This is a genomic window from Streptomyces sp. NBC_01306, from assembly GCF_026340465.1.
GTDB lineage: Bacteria > Actinomycetota > Actinomycetes > Streptomycetales > Streptomycetaceae > Streptomyces.
On sequence record NZ_JAPEPC010000001.1, the window covers coordinates 5,135,363 to 5,152,295 of the forward strand.

Genomic DNA, 16,933 nt, shown 5'->3' on the forward strand with positions numbered 1-16,933 from the left:
ACGGCGGCCGGGGCGGCTGCCTCTGCGTACCACCGCGCGTACAACCAACTGCCCCTCCCGCCGGTCATGGTGAGCAACCATGGGAAAGCCGTCGGAAGGCTGCTCGCGATGAACGCACCCCGTCTGCGCTCCATACTCCTGACCGTGCCGGGGATCGCCGCCGCGCTGGCCGTCGGAGCTCCGGCCGGTCCTCCCGCGGCGGTGGCCGCGGCCCCGGCCACCGCCGCACACCAGGACTTCAACGGCGACGGCTACCAGGACCTGGTGGTCGGCGCGCCGGGCGGTACGGTCGGCGGCCGGGCCGGGGCCGGGTACATCACTGTCCTGTACGGCTCCGCGCACGGCGTCTCGGCCGCGTCCCACCTCACGGTCAGCCGCGCCACCGCCGGCGTCCCGGGCGACGCCACCGCGGGTCAGGGCTTCGGCGCCGACACCGCGGCGGCCGACCTGGACGGCGACGGCTACACCGACCTGGTCGCCGGCGGACCGCACAACGCCGACGCGGTCATCGTCTGGGGCGGCCCGGTCGGCCTGACCGGCGGCACCCCGGTCCCCGGCCACGGCAATCTGGTGCAGACCGGGGACTACAACGGTGACGGCCACCCCGACCTGGTGGCGCTCCGCACCGGAATCCCGGCCGGCGACGACCCGTCCGGCTCCGAGGGGCTGGTCTGGAACGGCCCGGTCAGCCGCACCGGGGTGCCGGCCACCACCTCGCTCTTCACCGGTGAGCAGTACCACGACCTGTACGGGGCGGCGTCCGGCGATGTGAACGGGGACGGGCGCGACGACCTCGCGTTCACCGAGTACACCGGCGACGGCGGGTTCGGCACCGCGCTGTTCCTCGGCGGCGCGGGCGGGCCGGGGGACCGGGGCACCCCCGTGAAGGCGGCAGCCGACTCGCACGCGGCCGTCACCATCGGCGACGTCAACGGCGACGGCCTGGGCGACCTCGTCCTCGGGAACACCGGCGGCGACGCGGGTGAGGTGACGGTCGCCTACGGCGCGCACACCGGGCTCAGCCCGGAGGCGGACTGGACCACGATCACCCAGGACACCCCGGGTGTTCCGGGCAGCGCCGAGCCGGGCGACGGTTTCGGTGCGGCCCTGTCGGCCGGGGACGTGGACGGTGACGGCATCGACGACATCGCGGTCGGCGCCCCGTACGAGGACCTGGGCACCGTCCGGGACGCCGGTTACGTCACCCTGCTGCGCGGCAGCGCCGCAGGCCTGACCGGGAGTGGTGCGCAGGCCTTCAGCCAGGACACCGCGAACGTCCCCGGCACGGCCGAGACTGACGACCGGTTCAGCAGCGCGGTCCGGCTGCTCGACATCAACGGCAACGGCTACGCCGACCTGGCGTCCGCCGCCGTGAACGAGGACGGCGGGAACGGCGCGGTCTGGGTGCTGCGGGGCCGCCCCGATGGGCTGGTCACGGACGCCGCGGTGGTGGCCGGACCGATCGGCGCCGGAGCACCGGCTGCGAAAGCCGCGTTCGGGCAGCACCTCGGGTAGCGTCGGCCGGGATCGGAAAGACGACGCGCCGGACGCAGAGAACAGGTGAGACATGAGCGGCAGTTGGCTGGTCACCGGAGCCGGCGGGATGCTCGCCCGGGACCTCCTCGCACGACTGGCGGACGACGGCACCCCCGCGGCCGGCCTGGACCGTGCGGCGCTCGACATCACCGACCCGGGGGCCGTACGCGGCGCGCTGGCGGAGCACCGCCCGGCGGTCGTCGTCAACTGCGCGGCCTGGACCGCGGTCGACGACGCCGAGTCCAAGGAGGACCAGGCGCTCGCCGTCAACGGCACGGGCCCCCGGGTCCTGGCCGAGGCGTGCCGGGAGACCGGCGCCGTGCTGCTCCAGATCTCCACGGACTACGTGTTCGCCGGTGACGGCACCCGGCCGTACGCCGAGGACGCCCCGGTGGCCCCGCGCAGCGCGTACGGCCGCACCAAGCTGGCCGGGGAGCAGGCCGTGCTGAGCGTGCTGCCCGAGCGCGGGTACGTGGTGCGCACGGCCTGGCTGTACGGGGCGGGGGGCGGCAACTTCGTCCGGACGATGGTCCGGCTTGAGGGCGTCAAGGACACCCTGGACGTGGTGGACGACCAGCGCGGCCAGCCCACCTGGACCGCCGATCTGGCGGATCTGCTGGTGCGGCTCGGCACGGGCGCCCTCGCCGGTACCGCGCCCGCGGGCGTCTACCACGGCACCAGCGCCGGTGCGACGACCTGGTTCGGGCTCACCCGGGAGATCTTCCGGCTGCTGGACGCCGACCCGGCGCGGGTGCTGCCCACCACCAGCGAGGCCTTCGTGCGGCCCGCGCCGCGCCCCGCGTACAGCGTGCTCGGGCACGACCGCTGGGCGGCCGCCGGCATCGAACCGCTCCGTGACTGGCGGCTCGCGCTGGCCGACGCGTTCCCCGCGGTGGTCGCCGCCGAGCGCTCCTGATCCGCCGGCTCGGCCCGGCAGGAGGAGAGCGTGCGGAGATTCCGTAGATATTCTGCCGCCTTCCGGGGTGACCCGGTCGGTGGATGTTTACATCAGCGCCGACGCTTTCACGGCCCGGCACTCATGATGTAGCTTCGCCGGGGATCGGACCAGTCGTTATTTTCGACGAAGGGCGCTCCCCGTGAACCGTCATGAATTCCTGCGCGGAATCCATCGCATATACCGTCCCCGCACGTATCTGGAGATCGGCGTCAATGACGGGCGCAGTCTGGCGCTTTCCCGGGTGCCTTCCATCGCTGTCGACCCCGCATTCAAGGTCGTGACATCGATCAGCTGCGACGTGCATCTGGTCAAGCAGACGAGCGACGCGTTCTTCGCCCGCAAGGACCCGCTGCTGCACCTGCGGCCCGGACGCAACCCCTTCCGGGCCCTCGCCCGCCGGGATCCGCTGGGGCTCCTGGGCGCCGACCCCCGCCTGGAGCTGTCGTTCATCGACGGCATGCACCTCTTCGAGTTCGCCCTGCGCGACTTCATGAACGTCGAGAAGCACGCCCGCTGGAACAGCGTGATCGTGCTGGACGACATGCTGCCGCGCAACGTCGACGAGGCGGCCCGCGACCGGCACACCGGGGCGTGGACGGGCGATGTCTACAAGGTCGCCGAAGTGCTGCGCCGGTTCCGCCCCGACCTGCTGGTGGTCGAGGTGGACACCAAGCCGACCGGAGTGGTCGCCGTCTTCGGCGCCGACCCGTCGAGCACCGTACTGAAGGACAACTACGACGCCATCCTCGCGGAGTACATCACCGAGGACCCGCAGGACGTCCCGGAGGCGGTGCTGAGCCGCAAGCGCGCGGTGGCCCCCGAGGCACTGCTCGGCGCGGGGTTCTGGCCCGGTCTCATCCGCGCCCGCAACCTCAACCGCCCGCGCTCGGCCTTCACCGGTCTGCGCAGGCAGATCGAGCGCGTCACCGGCTGACCACGCGGGACCGGACGGCCGCGCACCCCGTCAGGGGCGTGGCCGCCGTCCCGCGCCGGGTTCAGCCGCGCAGCTTCTCGGCGTACGCGACGCAGTCCGCGTACGAGGGCAGCAGCCCCTGGGCCTCGGCCTCGGCGAGCGTGGGAGCCGCCGCGTCCTTGTCGGAGAGCAGCGGGGTGACGTCCGCCGGCCAGTCGATGGCCAGGTCCGGGTCGAGCGGGTGGATGCCGTGCTCGCGCTGCGGGGCGTACCCGGTGGAGCAGAGGTAGACCACGGTGGCGTCGTCCGTCAGCGCCAGCAGCGCGTGGCCGAGCCCTTCGGAGAGGTAGACGGAGTGGTGGTCCACGTCGTCGAGCCGTACGGCCTCCCACTTCCGGTACGTGGGTGAGCCGACCCGGATGTCCACGACGACGTCGAGAATGGCGCCGCGCACGCACTTGACGTACTTGGCCTGGCTCGGCGGTACGTCGGCGAAGTGGATCCCGCGCAGCGTGCCCTTGCGGGACACCGAGCAGTTGGCCTGGGCCAGCCGCAGGCTGTGGCCTGCCGCCTCGGACAGATCGGGCTCCTTGAACCACTCGTGGAAGCTGCCGCGGCTGTCCGGGAAGACCTTCGGCTCATGGACCCAGGCTCCCTCGATGGCGAGCTGCCGCATCAGATCACGTCCTTGTCTGCAATTTCCGCTGCTGGGACATCAGGAATCTTTGGGGGGTTTCCACAGTGACCGGACGGGGGGAATTCCCACGGGACCGTAATTCGCCGCCCGCCTCTCGCCGCGCCCCTCGGCGCGCTTCGTGCCGTGCCGCTTCGTGCTGTCGGAGAGCCGTCCGCCGGGCGGTGACTATATCGGGTGCGGAGTGGTTCCCTCCGGCTGCCCCCGCCGTATGGGGAATATAAAATTCCGGAAGTGAGGGTGGGGGACACCGCCGCCGATGGGGTGTGATACCGCCACACGCGGCTCGAACTTGGCGAATATCAGTACGGCCTGTGAGGCAACCATGTGCCGTATCCACCGGTCTTGCTGTTGTGATGAGCACAAGTGAGCCCGATGTGACCGTTGTCGTCGGTGCCTATGAAGCAATGCCGTACCTCGTGAAGTGCCTTGAGTCCGTGGAGGCCCAGTCCCTGGGCGCGGACCGGATCGAGATCGTCGCCGTCGACGACGGATCGACGGACGGCACGGGGGAGTACCTGGAGGAGTTCGCCGCCCGATCGAAGATACGCACCACAGTGGTGCGGCAGAAGAACTCCGGGGGCCCCAGCGGACCGCGCAACGTCGGTCTCGGACTCGCTCGCGGCCGCTATGTGTTCTTCCTCGACGCGGACGACTACTTCGGCGATGAGGCCCTCGAACGCATGGTCGCGATGGGCGACCGCGCAGGTACGGACGTGGTGCTCGGGAAGGTCGTCGGCGTCAACCGCGGCGCCCCCAAGTCCATGTGGAGGGAGACCGTCGAGCGCGCGGACGTCTTCGACTCGCAGATCAAGTTCACCCTGAGCGCCCAGAAACTCTTCCGGCGCGCGCTGCTCGAACGCCTCGGGATCACCTTCGACGAGGGCCTCAAGACGGGCGAGGACGCTCTCTTCACCCTGGAGACCTATCTGCGCGGCGACGGGGTGTCCGTCATCTCCGACTACACCTGCTACTACCTGGTCGGACGCGACGACGGCAAACACGTGACGAAGAGCGGCAGTTACCTGCTGCGGTTCGACTCGGCGCGGGCCCTGATGGGGCTGATAGCCGAGTGCGTACCGCCGGGCACACAGCGCGACAAGCTCATGGTGCGTCCCTTCGTGGTCACCCTGCTCCCGCAGTTCGCCGCCGGCTTCCTCAAGCAGTCCGCCGCTGTGCAGCAGAAGCGCATGGAACTCGCGGCGCCGCTGATGGCCGCGTACTGGAACCCGGGCGTGGCCAGGAGACTCAAGCCGGCCGAGAGACTGCGGCTGCACTGCGTCGCGCTCGGCCGGACCGACCTCCTCACCGGTGTGCTCACCCAGCTCAAGCAGAACAAGCAGCCCGAGCGCGTCGGCCGGGGCCTCAACGGCACGTACTACCTCGACCTCCCGTACTTCAGGGATCCCTCCGCCGGAATTCCGGACCACATCTACGCCATGCCCTGCCCCCCGGTCTGGCGCCGGCTGCCCGCGGCCGGGCGGACCCGGCTGCGCAGGCTCCGCAAGTGGGCCGCCGCCAACCCTGTCCAGCGCGTGGAATCCCCGCGCACCGGCGAACAGGGCTGACGTAGATTCGGCCGTGTGACACAGGCAAGGCAACTCGTAACGGAAGCCCGCAGGATCGTCGTGAAGGTCGGATCCTCCTCCCTCACGACCGCGGCCGGCGGCCTCGACGCGGACCGGGTGGACGCCCTGGTCGACGTACTGGCCAAGGTCAGGAGCGGCGGCGAGAAGGAGATCGTGCTCGTCTCCAGCGGCGCCATCGCCGCGGGACTCGCGCCGCTGGGCCTGGCCCGCCGGCCCAAGGACCTGGCCAGGCAGCAGGCCGCCGCCAGTGTCGGCCAGGGGCTGCTCGTCGCCCGGTACACCGCGTCGTTCGCGCGCTACGGCGTCCGGGTCGGCCAGGTGCTGCTGACCTCCGACGACACCAGCCGCCGGGCGCACTACCGCAACGCCTACCGGACCCTGGACCAGCTCCTGACCATGGGCGCCCTGCCGGTCGTCAACGAGAACGACACGGTGGCCACGGACGAGATCCGCTTCGGTGACAACGACCGTCTTGCCGCTCTCGTGGCCCATCTCGTCCGGGCCGACCTGCTCGTCCTGCTCTCGGACGTCGACGGCCTGTACGACGGGGACCCGGCCACTCCGGGCGCCCGCCGGATCGCGGAGGTGGCGGGGCCCGGAGACATCGCGCACGTCTCCATCGGCTCGGCGGGCAAGGCCGGCGTGGGCACCGGCGGCATGGTCACCAAGGTCGAGGCGGCCAGGATCGCCGCCGCGGCCTCCGTCCCGGTGGTGCTGACCTCGGCATCGCGCGCCGCCGACGCCCTCGCGGGCCGGGACACCGGTACGTACTTCCACAGCACCGGCCGCCGTTCGGCCGACCGGCTGCTCTGGCTCCAGCACGCGTCGACCCCACGCGGTGCGCTCACCCTGGACGACGGCGCGGTACGGGCGGTCGTGGAGCGGAACTCCTCGCTGCTGCCCGCCGGAATCGCCGCCGTCGAGGGCGAGTTCAGCGCCGGGGACCCGGTGGAGCTGCGGGACACCGCGGGCCGCACCGTCGCCCGCGGTCTGGTGAACTTCGACGCCAAGGAGCTCCCCCAGCTGCTCGGCCGCTCCACCCGGGACCTGGCCCGGGAACTCGGTCCTGCCTACGAGCGGGAAGTCGTACACAGGGACGATCTCGTTGTCATGGCCCCCTGAAACGGCTGAAACACCAGCCTTTCAGCAGGGACCTTCCGGAAAACCGTCACGCGCCGGGCGCCGGGCTGGTCAACTTTGTCCCGGGAGCCCGCTCCCGACCGCTGCCCGGCCCGTCGCCGCGGGGCAGACGCCGCAACGCACACAGGAGGCCGCCGGTGAGACGAGCCCGTCCCGGGGCACCGCCCCGAGGAACCGGGGAGCGGACCCTGACGAGTGTCGGCGCGGGGGCCGGCTTCGAGGAACGCCCGGAAGCGGACGCGGACGGGGAACAGCGGCCCCAGCAGCCCCCGGAGGAAACCGCGCTGTCCAAGCTGTGGCACATCACCCTGAGCGTGTCGGGCCGTCCCGCCCCGCTCAAGGAGGTCAGACGCGGTCTCGAACAGCTCGCGCACGACCACCCCTTCCTGCTGACCAGCCGGTACGCCGACGACCACGCCGAGATCCGCTACTGGGAGGAGGCGCGGGACCTGCACGACGCCGCCGCGGTGGCCCTGCGGCTCTGGGGCGAGCACCGCTCGACGTCGCAGCTGCCGCCGTGGGAGATCGTGGGCCTGGAGGTCATCGACCGCGAGACCTACCACCTGCGGATAGCCGAGGGATACGGCCCGCCGCCCGCGGCGCCCGTCGGGGTGCACCCGTACTGACCACCCCCTGCCGGCACGCCCCCGCCGGCACGCCCCCGGGGAGCGGCCCGTACGGTCCCCGCCGGTCCCCGCTGTCTCGGAGCGTGGGATAGCGGACGGACGCCCGCAGACCGCGCATTAGTCTGCGGGCATGACCTCGCTCTCCCCGCTCTCCGACCAGTCCCCGGTCATCCAGGCCGCCTACCGGTCCCGCGCCGCCGCGGCCGACCTCGCGCCACTGCCGCGCGCGGCCAAGGACGACGCGCTGCTGGCCATCGCCGACGCGCTCGAAGTGCGTTCGTCCGAGATCGTCGAGGCCAACGCCGAGGACGTCGCGAAGGCCAGGGCCGCCGGTACCGCCGAGACGGTCATCGACCGCCTCACCCTCACCCCCGAGCGCATCCGCGCGATCGCCGGTGACGTACGGGACGTCGCGGCGCTGCCCGACCCGGTCGGCGAGGTCGTACGGGGCTCGACGCTGCCCAACGGAATCGACCTGCGCCAGGTGCGGGTGCCGCTCGGCGTCGTCGGGATCATCTACGAGGCCAGGCCCAATGTGACGGTGGACGCCGCCGCGCTCTGCCTGAAGTCGGGCAACGCTGTGCTGCTGCGCGGCTCCGCCTCCGCGTACGCCTCCAACACCGCGCTCGTACGGGTGCTGCGCGACGCCGTCGGGGGCTCCGGGCTGCCGGCCGACGCCATCCAGCTCGTGCCGGGGGAGTCCCGCGAGTCCGTACGGGAGCTGATGCGCGCCCGCGGCATGGTCGACGTGCTGATCCCGCGCGGCGGCGCGTCCCTGATCCGTACCGTCGTCGAGCAGTCCACCGTGCCGGTCATCGAGACCGGCACCGGCAACTGCCACGTGTACGTGGACGCGCAGGCCGACATCGACATGGCCGTCGCCATCCTCGTCAACTCCAAGGCCCAGCGGCCCTCCGTCTGCAACGCGGCCGAGACGCTCCTGGTCCACCGGGACATCGCGGACGCGTTCCTGCCGAAGGCGCTCGACGCGCTCGGCGAGGCGGGCGTGACCGTGCACGGCGACGAGCGGGTGCTCGGGTACGCCGACGGGACGAAGGCGACCGTCGTCGAGGCGACCGCGGACGACTGGGAGGCCGAGTACCTCTCGTACGACATCGCGGCCGCCGTCGTCGACTCGCTGGACGCGGCCGTCGCGCACATCAGGCTGTGGACATCCGGCCACACCGAGGCGATCGTCACCACCTCGCAGGCCGCGGCCCGCCGTTTCACCCAGCTGGTCGATTCCACGACGGTGGCTGTCAACGCGTCCACCCGGTTCACCGACGGAGGTCAGTTCGGATTCGGCGCCGAGATCGGCATCTCCACCCAGAAGCTGCACGCCCGGGGGCCGATGGGACTGCCCGAGCTGACCTCGACCAAGTACATCGTGACGGGAGACGGTCACATTCGGTGACTCCCTGACCGGTCGACTTCGCACTCTCCCTGCCCAAATCCACCCACCGGGTCTACTCTGATTCCGTGCCGGACGACGTGGGGGGCAGGCCGTTCCAGGACGGCTGGGAGCCTGACGACGACCGCGGAGGAGCGGACGAGGAATTCGCCTCCGTGGTCTTCGGCGAGGACTTCGTCAGGGCCGCCACCATCCACGAACCGACCGCGGTCGAACGGCTGCTGGCCGCCGCGGAGGCGCGCGCGGAGGCCGAGGCCGCCAGAGCGCGCGCGGGCGGCTCCGGCGGCGATGACTTCGACGAGTACGACGAGTTCCTCCGCGAGAACGCCGCGGACTACGGCCTGCTGTACGGGCCGGGCGACGCCGGGGAGTACGGCGTGGGCCCCGACGGCGCCGAGAGCGGCCCCTACGGGCCGCACGGCGGTGTGCTGCGCCCGTACCGCGGCCGGGCGCGCTGGCACCGGCCGGTGGCCTGGCTGCTGGCCCTCGTCATGGGGATCGGCATGGTGGCCCTGGCCTTCGCCGCGGTCTACCGGGGAGCGTCGGCCAGCCGGCAGGACCAGGTGCCCGCGCCGGTGACGACCGGGGTCGGCGCCGTGCCGGGCGGCACGGGCGTCACCGGGCCGTCCCCGGCGGAATCGGTTCCGGCGGGCCACGCGGCCGGCCGCTCGCTCGGCCATTCGGCCCCACCGGCCGCCGCGCTTCCGCGCACGCCCTGACCGCGGCAGCCGACCGCCCGGACCCGCCCCGGCCATGGCTGCCGCGCCGCCACGCGCGGACGGTGTGCCGGCGGCTCGGAAGTTGGCCCGTACCGGGGCGTTTACGCAGCCCCGCCGCGACCTACTCTCAAGGTATGGCGGGGCGCGATGAGCCACCCGAGGGGTCACCCGAGGGCCTGCCCAGCGGTGGCGAGGACGAGTACCGGTCCGTCGTCTTCGACGAATCGTTCATCAAGGCTGCCCGGCTCCAGGAGTTCTCCGCGCAGGAGCGGATGGGCCGGCACGCCCGGGCCGTCCGCAGCCGCTCCGGATGGCCCGGCAGAGGCCCTGTGCGCCTGCTCGTCGCACTGGCGCTGCTGGTGCTGGCCTTCGGCACCGCGGTCTTCATGGGCATCCACCACCCGTACCGGCCGCCGCAGGTCAGCCGCGCCGAACCGCTGCACACCACGGTGATTCCGCTCGCGCCGCGAGGCGCGGTGCCGGGCGGGACACCCGCTGAGCTCTTCGCGCACAGTCCGGCCGCCGAGTTCCGTACCGGCATCTCCGGAGTGAACCCGCCCGGGGCCCGGAGCACCGCGCACTTCGCGTACAGCGACGTACTGGCAGCACTGAAGATCGCCAAGGAGTACGTCGTGGAGTCCTCGCTGGACCCCACGGTGCTGATGGGCGGCTCTGCTGAGAAGGTCAGGGACCTGATCGCCCCGGACCAGTACCCGCAGTTCGACCAGAGCCTGACAGCGCCATCGGCGGACGGCCGTCACGCCGCGACCGGCTGGCTGGTTCGCTTCGACCCCGCACAGGTGGCGCTGGCCGGCTCCGATGTGCGGGTGGCGGGCGTCCTGCGGTACGCGGAGGCCACGGACCGGACGCTGGAGGTGACCGCGGACCACACCTTCGTCTACGCGCTCAGGCCGGCCGCCCCCCGGGGCACGAAGGCCGGACCCGCGAAGCCGGACGGCGCCTCGCTGTTCACCGTCCGCCGCGAGGTGCACTTCCGCTTCGGCGCGGAGGACCTGCGGCTGCACCAGGCGCAGGTGACCTTCGCCGATGTGCAGGCCGGGCCGCAGAGCTGCACGGCCGACGCGGCGAACCGGCTGCGCCCGCTGCTCGCCGGGCAGCACGCGGCCGACGGCGGTCCGGCCGGGACCGATCCGTACGCCACCGGCCCGGCCACCGCACTGTGCGGGACGCTCGCGGCCAAGGCCCTGGGATCGGATTAGGCCAGATCCCAGGGGCCCGGCACGATCCGGACGAGCGGCCCCGGGCCCGGACCCGGTGCCGCGGCTCTAGTCCGCAAGCGGTCCTTCCGTACCGGTGGCAGGGCCGTCGTCGGTGCTGCCGTCCGTGCCGCGCCCGCCCTTCCCGGCGTCGCCCCTGGCGCCGCCCGCTCCGCCACCGGTGAACTTCCCGCGCAGCTTTCCGCCCAGGTCGCCCGCACCGCCCGCGATATCGCCCACCAGCTTCATCAGCGGGTCCTTGCTGGTACGCACCGTGTCGGCGTAGTGCGATGCGGACTCCCGGAAGGACTCGCCGACCGACGCGTCCTTGTCCTCGTCGCGCCGGGGGTAGTGCCCGTCCATGATCCGCTGGAAGTCCCGGCTCTCCGCCCACTTCTTCAGCTCGGCTGCGCGCACGGTGGTGAACGGGTGGCTGCGCGGCAGCACGTTCATGATCTTGAGCACCGAGTCGCGCAGGTCGCCGCCCGCCTCGTACTCCTCGGCCTGCTCCAGGAACGCGTCCACGTTCATCTCGTGCAGATGGTTGCCACCGGCGATCTTCATCAGACCGCGCATCGACGCCCGGAGGTCCTGGCCCACGAGCAGCCCCGCCCGGTCCGCGGACAGCTCCGACTTGCGGAACCACTCGCGCAGCCCCGTCACCAGCGCCATGATCGCCACATTGCCCAGCGGGATCCAGGCGACCTTCAGCGCGATGCTCGTGAGGAAGAGCAGGATCGTGCGGTACACCGCGTGGCCGGAGAGCGCGTGGCCCGTCTCATGGCCGACGACGGCGCGCATCTCCTCCTCGTCGAGGAGCTCGACCAGCCCCGTGGTGACCACGATGATCGGCTCGTCCAGACCGATGCACATGGCGTTGGGCTGGGGATTCTGCGTGACGTACATGGCGGGGACCTTCTCCAGGTCCAGGATGTAGCAGGCGTCGCGCAGCATGACGTGGAGGTGCGCGAACTGGGCGTCGCTCACCCGCACCGAGTCGGAGAGGAAGAGCAGGCGCAGGCTCCGCTCGGGCAGCAGCCCGCTGAGCGCCTTGAGGACGGTGTCGAAACCGGTGAGCTTGCGCAGCGCCACCAGGGCCGACCGGTCCGCCGGATGCTCGTACGCCCGTGAGGAGATCCCCTCGAAGCGCCGGCGCTTCCTTCCCGGCACGTTCTCGTGACTGTTCTCGTGACCGCTGTCTGTCATGAATGTCCCCCTGCCTTCTGTCTTCGAGCCCTGCTCGTCCCCCTGGCGGGCCCCAGCGTATGCGGTGGGGCTACCGTGTGGCGGGGGTCCTACACCGAGAAGGAGCGCACCCGTCATGCCGGACGCGACCACACTGCTCGCCGCTGCCTCGAACCAGCAGGGGCCGGGCGACACCTTGCGGGTCCTGCTGGTCGTCCTGCTTGTCGGGGCTGTCCTGCTCGCCTGGTTTCTCCTGCGCGGATATCGCGACAACGACTGAGTCGGCGTGAGCGTGCCCAGCGGGCCCGCATACGATGTCCGCGAAGCCCCCGCTCCGACTCCCGGATAGGTCCTGCTGACCATGAGCCTCCACAGCACCGCTGCCAGCCTCGCCACTCTCGCCTCCGAGAGCGGACACGGCGGTAACCACCCCAGCCTCAGCCCCTACCTCACCGGTGGCGGTGCGTTCGTCGCGCTCCTGCTGCTGCTGTGGATCACCACCCGCTTCAACCGCGACCGCTGACCCGGGGCGCAGACGGGTAGGTGGCGGCCCAGTAGGGTCTGCACGCATGGGAGAGCAGAAGAGGCGTCTCGGCGTGATGGGCGGGACATTCGACCCGATCCATCATGGACACCTGGTGGCCGCCAGTGAGGTGGCCTCTCAGTTCCAGCTGGACGAGGTCGTGTTCGTGCCGACCGGGCAGCCGTGGCAGAAGAGCCACAAGGTCGTCTCCCCGGCCGAGGACCGCTACCTGATGACGGTCATCGCGACCGCGTCGAACCCGCAGTTCTCGGTCAGCCGCATCGACATCGACCGCGGCGGGCCGACGTACACCATCGACACCCTGCGGGATCTGCGCGGCCTCAACACCGATGCGGATCTCTTCTTCATCACCGGGGCCGACGCGCTCTCCCAGATCCTCACCTGGCGGAACGCCGAAGAGCTGTTCGCGCTCTCCCACTTCATCGGCGTGACCAGGCCGGGCCATGTCCTGACGGACGACGGCCTGCCGGAGGGCGGTGTCTCCCTGGTGGAGGTGCCCGCCCTGGCGATCTCGTCGACCGACTGCCGCGCCCGGGTCGAGCAGGGGGACCCGGTCTGGTATCTGGTTCCGGACGGTGTGGTGCGCTACATCGACAAGCGCCAGCTGTACCGCGGCGAATGAGCCGTGAGAGGGGCACCGTTGAACGACCGACAGAACCCGTACGTTCAGTACGACCAGTACGGGCAGCCGATGCAGCTCGTCGGGTACGACGAATACGGGCAGCCGGTGTACCAGCAGGTGCAGCCGCAGCAGCAGGATCAGCAGCAGTACGACCCGTACGGCCGGCAGCACGAGCAGGCTCCGGGGTACGGATACGACCCGTACGCGCAGCAGCAGCCCCCGCCCGCGCCGTACCAGGGGCAGAGCCAGGGCTACGACTACGACACCGGGCAGGCCGGGCAGACCGGGCAGCAGCCCGCGGTGGACACGGCCCAGCAGTGGATCCCGCAGCAGAGCCAGGCACCGCAGGCGCAGCCCCCTCGGACACAGCCCCCGCAGGCGGCCCAGCCCCATCAGCCGCAGCCCTCCGAGACTCAGGCGCCGCGGCAGCCCGGGCAGCCGCAGCGGGCCGTTCCCGGCCAGCGCCGGCCCGCCGCCCCGGGTGACGGCGAGTACAAGACCGAGCAGTTCTCCTTCATCGAGGAGCCCGACGAGGACTCCGAAGACGTCATCGACTGGCTGAAGTTCACCGAGAGCCGCACCGAGCGGCGCGAGGAGGCGAGGCGCCGGGGACGTACCCGCGTCGTTTCGCTGGTCGTCGTGCTGGCGCTCGTCGTCGCGGGCGGTGTCGGCTATCTCTGGTACGCGGGCAAGCTGCCCGGGATCTCCGGAGCGGGCGACGGCAGCGCCACGGCCTCCGGCGCGCAGCAGCGCAACGCGATCGTGGTCCATCTGCACAACACGAAGAGCGGCGGCACATCGACCGCGCTGCTCGTCGACAACGTCACCACCGGCAAGGGCACCACGCTCCTGCTGCCCAACTCCCTTGCCGTGTCGAACGATGACGGCACGGCGACCACGCTCGGCAAGTCCGTGGACGACGACGGCTCGGACGGCACCAGGGACGCGCTGGACACCCTCCTCGGAGCCAAGATCGGCGGCACCTGGCGGCTCGACACCCCGTATCTGGAGAACCTGGTCGAGATGGTCGGCAATATCGACATCGACACCGACGTCGACGTGCCGGACACCAAGAAGGGCGCCGAGCCGCTGGTGCACCGGGGCAAGGACCAGACGCTCAGCGGTCAGATGGCGGTCGCGTACTCCACCTACCGAGCGCCCGGCGAGCCCGAGGCGAAGCAGCTGGAGCGGTTCGGGCAGGTCATGCAGGGCGTCCTGAAGAAGATCTCGGACGATCCGCAGGCCGCGACGGCCACCGTGAAGAACCTGGCGCAGATCCTGGACCCGTCCCTGACCGACAAGGACCTGGGCGCGTCCCTGGCCAAACTCGCCGCACACGCGAAGAAGGGCGACTACAGCACGCAGCTGCTGTCCGTGCGGAGCGACGGCACGATCAGCCCGCAGGCGAGCGCCAGTGTGGTCAAGAACGTACTCGGCGGTTCGGTGAAGGCGCCCGACCAGGGCGATGCGGTGAGCGTGGCGATCAGCAACGCCAGCGGCCGGACGGCCGCGACGGAGAGCGCCAGGATCGCCCTCGTCAACGGCGGCTACTCGGTCGCGGTCGGCGGAACCGCAAGCGCCACCGCGTCGTCGCAGGTCAGCTATGGCGACCCGGCGCAGAAGGCCAAGGCGGAGGAAGTGGCGAAGACGCTGGGGCTGCCGGCCGGATCGGTCCACAAGGGCAAGGCCGCCGCGAACGCGGACGTCACCGTGGTGCTGGGGCAGGACTACAAGGTCACCTGAGTGCTGGGGGCCGTCCGGAGGCTGCCGGCCGCCGGGCGGTCATAAGAATTGCAGGACCGTCGGCGGTCCGTGAGACCCTTGGGTACTCCACGACCGCCGACGAAAGCCTGCCAGTGACCGCCACGGACCGTTCCATCGAGCTCATCAACGCCGCCGCTCAGGCGGCCGCCGACCGGCTCGCGCACGACATCACCGCGTACGACGTCAGCGATGTGCTGTCGATCACCGACGCCTTCCTGCTCGCATCGGCGCCCAACGACCGCCAGGTCAAGTCGATCGTCGACGAGATCGAGGAGCGGCTGAACAAGCAGCTCGGCGCCAAGCCGGTGCGCCGGGAGGGCGACCGCGACGCCCGCTGGATCCTCCTCGACTACGTCGACATCGTCGTCCACGTCCAGCACAGCGAGGAGCGGGTCTACTACGCGCTGGAGCGCCTCTGGAAGGACTGCCCCGAGATCGCCCTGCCCGAGGACGCCGTCAAGACCCGCGGCAAGGCCGAGGAGCACGCCAGGCTCAACGGCATCGAGGGCCCCGACGCCGACCTGGACGCCGACCTGGACGGTGAGCTGCACTGAACGGCACCAAGGGCGGCCGTGGCCGCCGCATCGTTCTCTGGCGGCACGGCCAGACCGCCTGGAACCTGGAGCGCCGCTTCCAGGGCTCCACGGACATCGAGCTGACCGAGACCGGTATCGGCCAGGCGCGCCGGGCGGCCCGGCTGCTCGCCTCGATGAAGCCCGACGCGATCGTGGCGTCCGACCTCAGCCGGGCGGCGACCACCGCCCGTGAGCTCGGGGCCGTGACCGGCCAGGACATCACGTACGACGCCGCCCTGCGCGAGACGTACGCGGGCAGCTGGCAGGGGCTCACGCACGACGAGATCATGGCGAGCTTCGGCGAGCAGTACGCGGCGTGGAAGCGCGGCGAGCCCGTGCGGCGCGGCGGCGGCGAACTGGAGTCCGAGGTCGCCGACCGGGCCGCCCCGGTGGTCCTCGCCCATGCCGACGCGCTGCCCGACGACGGGACGCTCGTCGTCGTCAGCCACGGCGGCACCATCCGCACCACCATCGGCCGGCTCCTCGGTCTGGAGTCGCGCCACTGGGAGAGCCTGGGCGGGCTCTCCAACTGCTGCTGGTCGGTACTGGGCGAGGGCGCCCGCGGCTGGCGGCTGCTTGAGCACAACGCCGGGACCCTCCCCGAGCCGGTGCTCGGCGACGACGACTGAGCACCCCGTGAGGGGCGTCCGGGCGGATTTCACTTTCCGGCTGGTCGCAGGCTAAAGTTCTTCTTGTTCGCGCCGCAGGACGCAGAGAATGCAGCGAGCGAAGCGAACAGCGGGGCTATAGCTCAGTTGGTAGAGCGCCTGCATGGCATGCAGGAGGTCAGGAGTTCAATTCTCCTTAGCTCCACAGTCGGAAGCTCCGGATTCGGAGCAAGGAGAAATCCCGTCCCCATCAGGGGGCGGGATTTTTCGTCCGCCCGTCCGCCCCCGGCTTGTCCGTCCGCCCGAACGCCGCTGCCCCTCTTGCGGGGCCATGGCAGAATCGGAGCGCCGGAGGGACGCCGGCCCGGAGGGAGGGGAGAGCGCGATGCCCGCGAGCATGCTCGATCGCGTTCACGCCCTGGCCAACGAGGCGAAGACCCGCACTCGCCCCCGCCACCGGGACCCGCTCAACTGCCCCTCGCTGTCCGTCCGTCCGGCCTTTCCCGAGCGCCCGCCCCGCGGCCACAGCTGGAGCTGACTGATGGGTGCACACAGGAGGAAATGCGACTGGTGCGGCAGTGGTACGCCCATCGTCAGGGACATGGATCCGGTCAACGCGGACTACCAGTACTGGTGCGAGGAGTGCGCGCGGGCGCTGATCATAAAGGGCGACCCGATCGAGACCTACCGTGAGCTGGAGGGGGAGCCGATCTACGGCCGGCTCCTGGAGGAGCACTGCACGCTCAAGCGGTTCTACTCCTTCGCCACCGCCTGACCGCGGAACGGATTTGGCGGAGCAACGGGGGACCGGTAATGTTGGCGGAGCCGAGGG

At 71.3% G+C, this 16,933-nt stretch carries 19 protein-coding genes and 1 tRNA gene; 18 read left to right on the top strand and 2 right to left on the bottom strand.

Translation table 11 applies throughout. The features are described 5' to 3' along the window. Positions 1-108: 108 nt before the first annotated feature. The 3 genes from OG385_RS22545 (at position 109) to OG385_RS22555 (ending at position 3,428) form a co-directional block, all read left to right on the top strand. Complete coding sequence (locus OG385_RS22545; protein ID WP_266857061.1) at positions 109-1,515, top strand: FG-GAP-like repeat-containing protein; 1,407 nt, start codon at positions 109-111, stop codon at positions 1,513-1,515. Between the two features lie 52 nt (positions 1,516-1,567). Then, positions 1,568-2,452, top strand: a complete 885-nt coding sequence (gene rfbD / locus OG385_RS22550; protein ID WP_266857062.1) for a dTDP-4-dehydrorhamnose reductase — start codon at positions 1,568-1,570, stop codon at positions 2,450-2,452. Positions 2,453-2,633: 181 nt separating this feature from the next. Beyond that, positions 2,634-3,428, top strand: coding sequence for a class I SAM-dependent methyltransferase (locus OG385_RS22555; RefSeq protein ID WP_266857063.1), 795 nt, complete (start codon positions 2,634-2,636; stop codon positions 3,426-3,428). Between the two features lie 61 nt (positions 3,429-3,489). Here the strand turns inward: OG385_RS22555 and rfbC are convergent, their stop codons facing one another. Further along, positions 3,490-4,083: a dTDP-4-dehydrorhamnose 3,5-epimerase gene (rfbC, locus tag OG385_RS22560; protein ID WP_266857065.1), complete on the bottom strand. Its 594-nt coding sequence runs from the start codon at positions 4,081-4,083 to the stop codon at positions 3,490-3,492. A 374-nt stretch (positions 4,084-4,457) separates the two neighbouring features. On the opposite strand from rfbC, the gene OG385_RS22565 reads away from it, so the two are divergent. From OG385_RS22565 to OG385_RS22590, 6 genes are all read left to right on the top strand, one after another. Beyond that, entirely contained in the window at positions 4,458-5,669 is a 1,212-nt protein-coding gene (locus OG385_RS22565; protein ID WP_266857067.1) for a glycosyltransferase family 2 protein, read from the top strand. Positions 5,670-5,684: 15 nt separating this feature from the next. Beyond that, positions 5,685-6,812: a glutamate 5-kinase gene (gene proB / locus OG385_RS22570; protein WP_266857069.1), complete on the top strand. Its 1,128-nt coding sequence runs from the start codon at positions 5,685-5,687 to the stop codon at positions 6,810-6,812. 155 nt (positions 6,813-6,967) lie between these two features. Continuing rightward, entirely contained in the window at positions 6,968-7,456 is a 489-nt protein-coding gene (locus tag OG385_RS22575) for a hypothetical protein (RefSeq protein ID WP_266857071.1), read from the top strand. 130 nt (positions 7,457-7,586) lie between these two features. Next, entirely contained in the window at positions 7,587-8,870 is a 1,284-nt protein-coding gene (locus OG385_RS22580; protein ID WP_266857073.1) for a glutamate-5-semialdehyde dehydrogenase, read from the top strand. A gap of 65 nt (positions 8,871-8,935) precedes the next feature. Next, a complete protein-coding gene (locus tag OG385_RS22585) occupies positions 8,936-9,586 on the top strand; it encodes a hypothetical protein (RefSeq protein WP_266857075.1) in 651 nt (216 codons plus the stop codon). Positions 9,587-9,720: 134 nt separating this feature from the next. Then, entirely contained in the window at positions 9,721-10,806 is a 1,086-nt protein-coding gene (locus OG385_RS22590; protein WP_266857077.1) for a hypothetical protein, read from the top strand. A gap of 66 nt (positions 10,807-10,872) precedes the next feature. Here the strand turns inward: OG385_RS22590 and OG385_RS22595 are convergent, their stop codons facing one another. Continuing rightward, positions 10,873-12,009: a M48 family metallopeptidase gene (locus OG385_RS22595; RefSeq protein WP_266857079.1), complete on the bottom strand. Its 1,137-nt coding sequence runs from the start codon at positions 12,007-12,009 to the stop codon at positions 10,873-10,875. 115 nt (positions 12,010-12,124) lie between these two features. Here OG385_RS22595 and OG385_RS22600 point away from each other — a divergent pair, with 115 nt between their 5' ends. The 9 genes from OG385_RS22600 to OG385_RS22640 all read left to right on the top strand — a co-directional run bounded on the left by OG385_RS22600 (position 12,125) and on the right by OG385_RS22640 (position 16,876). Beyond that, on the top strand, positions 12,125-12,268 hold the full coding sequence (locus tag OG385_RS22600) for a hypothetical protein (RefSeq protein WP_266857081.1): 144 nt from the start codon (positions 12,125-12,127) through the stop codon (positions 12,266-12,268). Between the two features lie 81 nt (positions 12,269-12,349). Continuing rightward, positions 12,350-12,511, top strand: a complete 162-nt coding sequence (locus OG385_RS22605; RefSeq protein ID WP_266857083.1) for a hypothetical protein — start codon at positions 12,350-12,352, stop codon at positions 12,509-12,511. Between the two features lie 46 nt (positions 12,512-12,557). Beyond that, the gene (gene nadD, locus OG385_RS22610) at positions 12,558-13,154 is read left to right on the top strand and encodes a nicotinate-nucleotide adenylyltransferase (protein ID WP_266857085.1); all 597 of its coding nucleotides are present in this window, start codon (positions 12,558-12,560) and stop codon (positions 13,152-13,154) included. An 18-nt stretch (positions 13,155-13,172) separates the two neighbouring features. After that, positions 13,173-14,897: a LytR C-terminal domain-containing protein gene (locus tag OG385_RS22615; protein ID WP_323183830.1), complete on the top strand. Its 1,725-nt coding sequence runs from the start codon at positions 13,173-13,175 to the stop codon at positions 14,895-14,897. A gap of 113 nt (positions 14,898-15,010) precedes the next feature. Continuing rightward, on the top strand, positions 15,011-15,472 hold the full coding sequence (rsfS, locus tag OG385_RS22620) for a ribosome silencing factor (RefSeq protein ID WP_266857087.1): 462 nt from the start codon (positions 15,011-15,013) through the stop codon (positions 15,470-15,472). Continuing rightward, positions 15,469-16,122, top strand: coding sequence for a histidine phosphatase family protein (locus OG385_RS22625; protein ID WP_266861078.1), 654 nt, complete (start codon positions 15,469-15,471; stop codon positions 16,120-16,122). The genes rsfS and OG385_RS22625 overlap by 4 nt, the downstream gene beginning before the upstream one ends. Before the next feature lie 111 nt (positions 16,123-16,233). Beyond that, positions 16,234-16,306, top strand: a tRNA-Ala gene (locus tag OG385_RS22630). A 180-nt stretch (positions 16,307-16,486) separates the two neighbouring features. Next, positions 16,487-16,639 carry a hypothetical protein gene (locus tag OG385_RS22635; RefSeq protein ID WP_266857089.1) on the top strand — a complete coding sequence of 51 codons (153 nt, stop codon included), beginning with the start codon at positions 16,487-16,489 and terminating at the stop codon, positions 16,637-16,639. Between the two features lie 3 nt (positions 16,640-16,642). Beyond that, the gene (locus tag OG385_RS22640; RefSeq protein ID WP_018103228.1) at positions 16,643-16,876 is read left to right on the top strand and encodes a hypothetical protein; all 234 of its coding nucleotides are present in this window, start codon (positions 16,643-16,645) and stop codon (positions 16,874-16,876) included. Positions 16,877-16,933 lie beyond the last annotated feature (57 nt).

Excerpts from the sequence above, each read along its gene's own strand:
- OG385_RS22545 (WP_266857061.1), top strand. The coding sequence starts at position 109 with ATGAACGCACCCCGTCTGCGCTCCATACTCCTGACCGTGCCGGGGATC.
- rfbD (WP_266857062.1), top strand. The coding sequence starts at position 1,568 with ATGAGCGGCAGTTGGCTGGTCACCGGAGCCGGCGGGATGCTCGCCCGG.
- rfbC (WP_266857065.1), bottom strand. The coding sequence starts at position 4,083 with ATGCGGCAGCTCGCCATCGAGGGAGCCTGGGTCCATGAGCCGAAGGTC.
- OG385_RS22565 (WP_266857067.1), top strand. The coding sequence starts at position 4,458 with ATGAGCACAAGTGAGCCCGATGTGACCGTTGTCGTCGGTGCCTATGAA.
- OG385_RS22580 (WP_266857073.1), top strand. The coding sequence starts at position 7,587 with ATGACCTCGCTCTCCCCGCTCTCCGACCAGTCCCCGGTCATCCAGGCC.
- OG385_RS22590 (WP_266857077.1), top strand. The coding sequence starts at position 9,721 with ATGGCGGGGCGCGATGAGCCACCCGAGGGGTCACCCGAGGGCCTGCCC.
- OG385_RS22595 (WP_266857079.1), bottom strand. The coding sequence starts at position 12,009 with ATGACAGACAGCGGTCACGAGAACAGTCACGAGAACGTGCCGGGAAGG.
- OG385_RS22600 (WP_266857081.1), top strand. The coding sequence starts at position 12,125 with ATGCCGGACGCGACCACACTGCTCGCCGCTGCCTCGAACCAGCAGGGG.
- OG385_RS22605 (WP_266857083.1), top strand. The coding sequence starts at position 12,350 with ATGAGCCTCCACAGCACCGCTGCCAGCCTCGCCACTCTCGCCTCCGAG.
- nadD (WP_266857085.1), top strand. The coding sequence starts at position 12,558 with ATGGGAGAGCAGAAGAGGCGTCTCGGCGTGATGGGCGGGACATTCGAC.
- OG385_RS22635 (WP_266857089.1), top strand. The coding sequence starts at position 16,487 with ATGCCCGCGAGCATGCTCGATCGCGTTCACGCCCTGGCCAACGAGGCG.
- OG385_RS22640 (WP_018103228.1), top strand. The coding sequence starts at position 16,643 with ATGGGTGCACACAGGAGGAAATGCGACTGGTGCGGCAGTGGTACGCCC.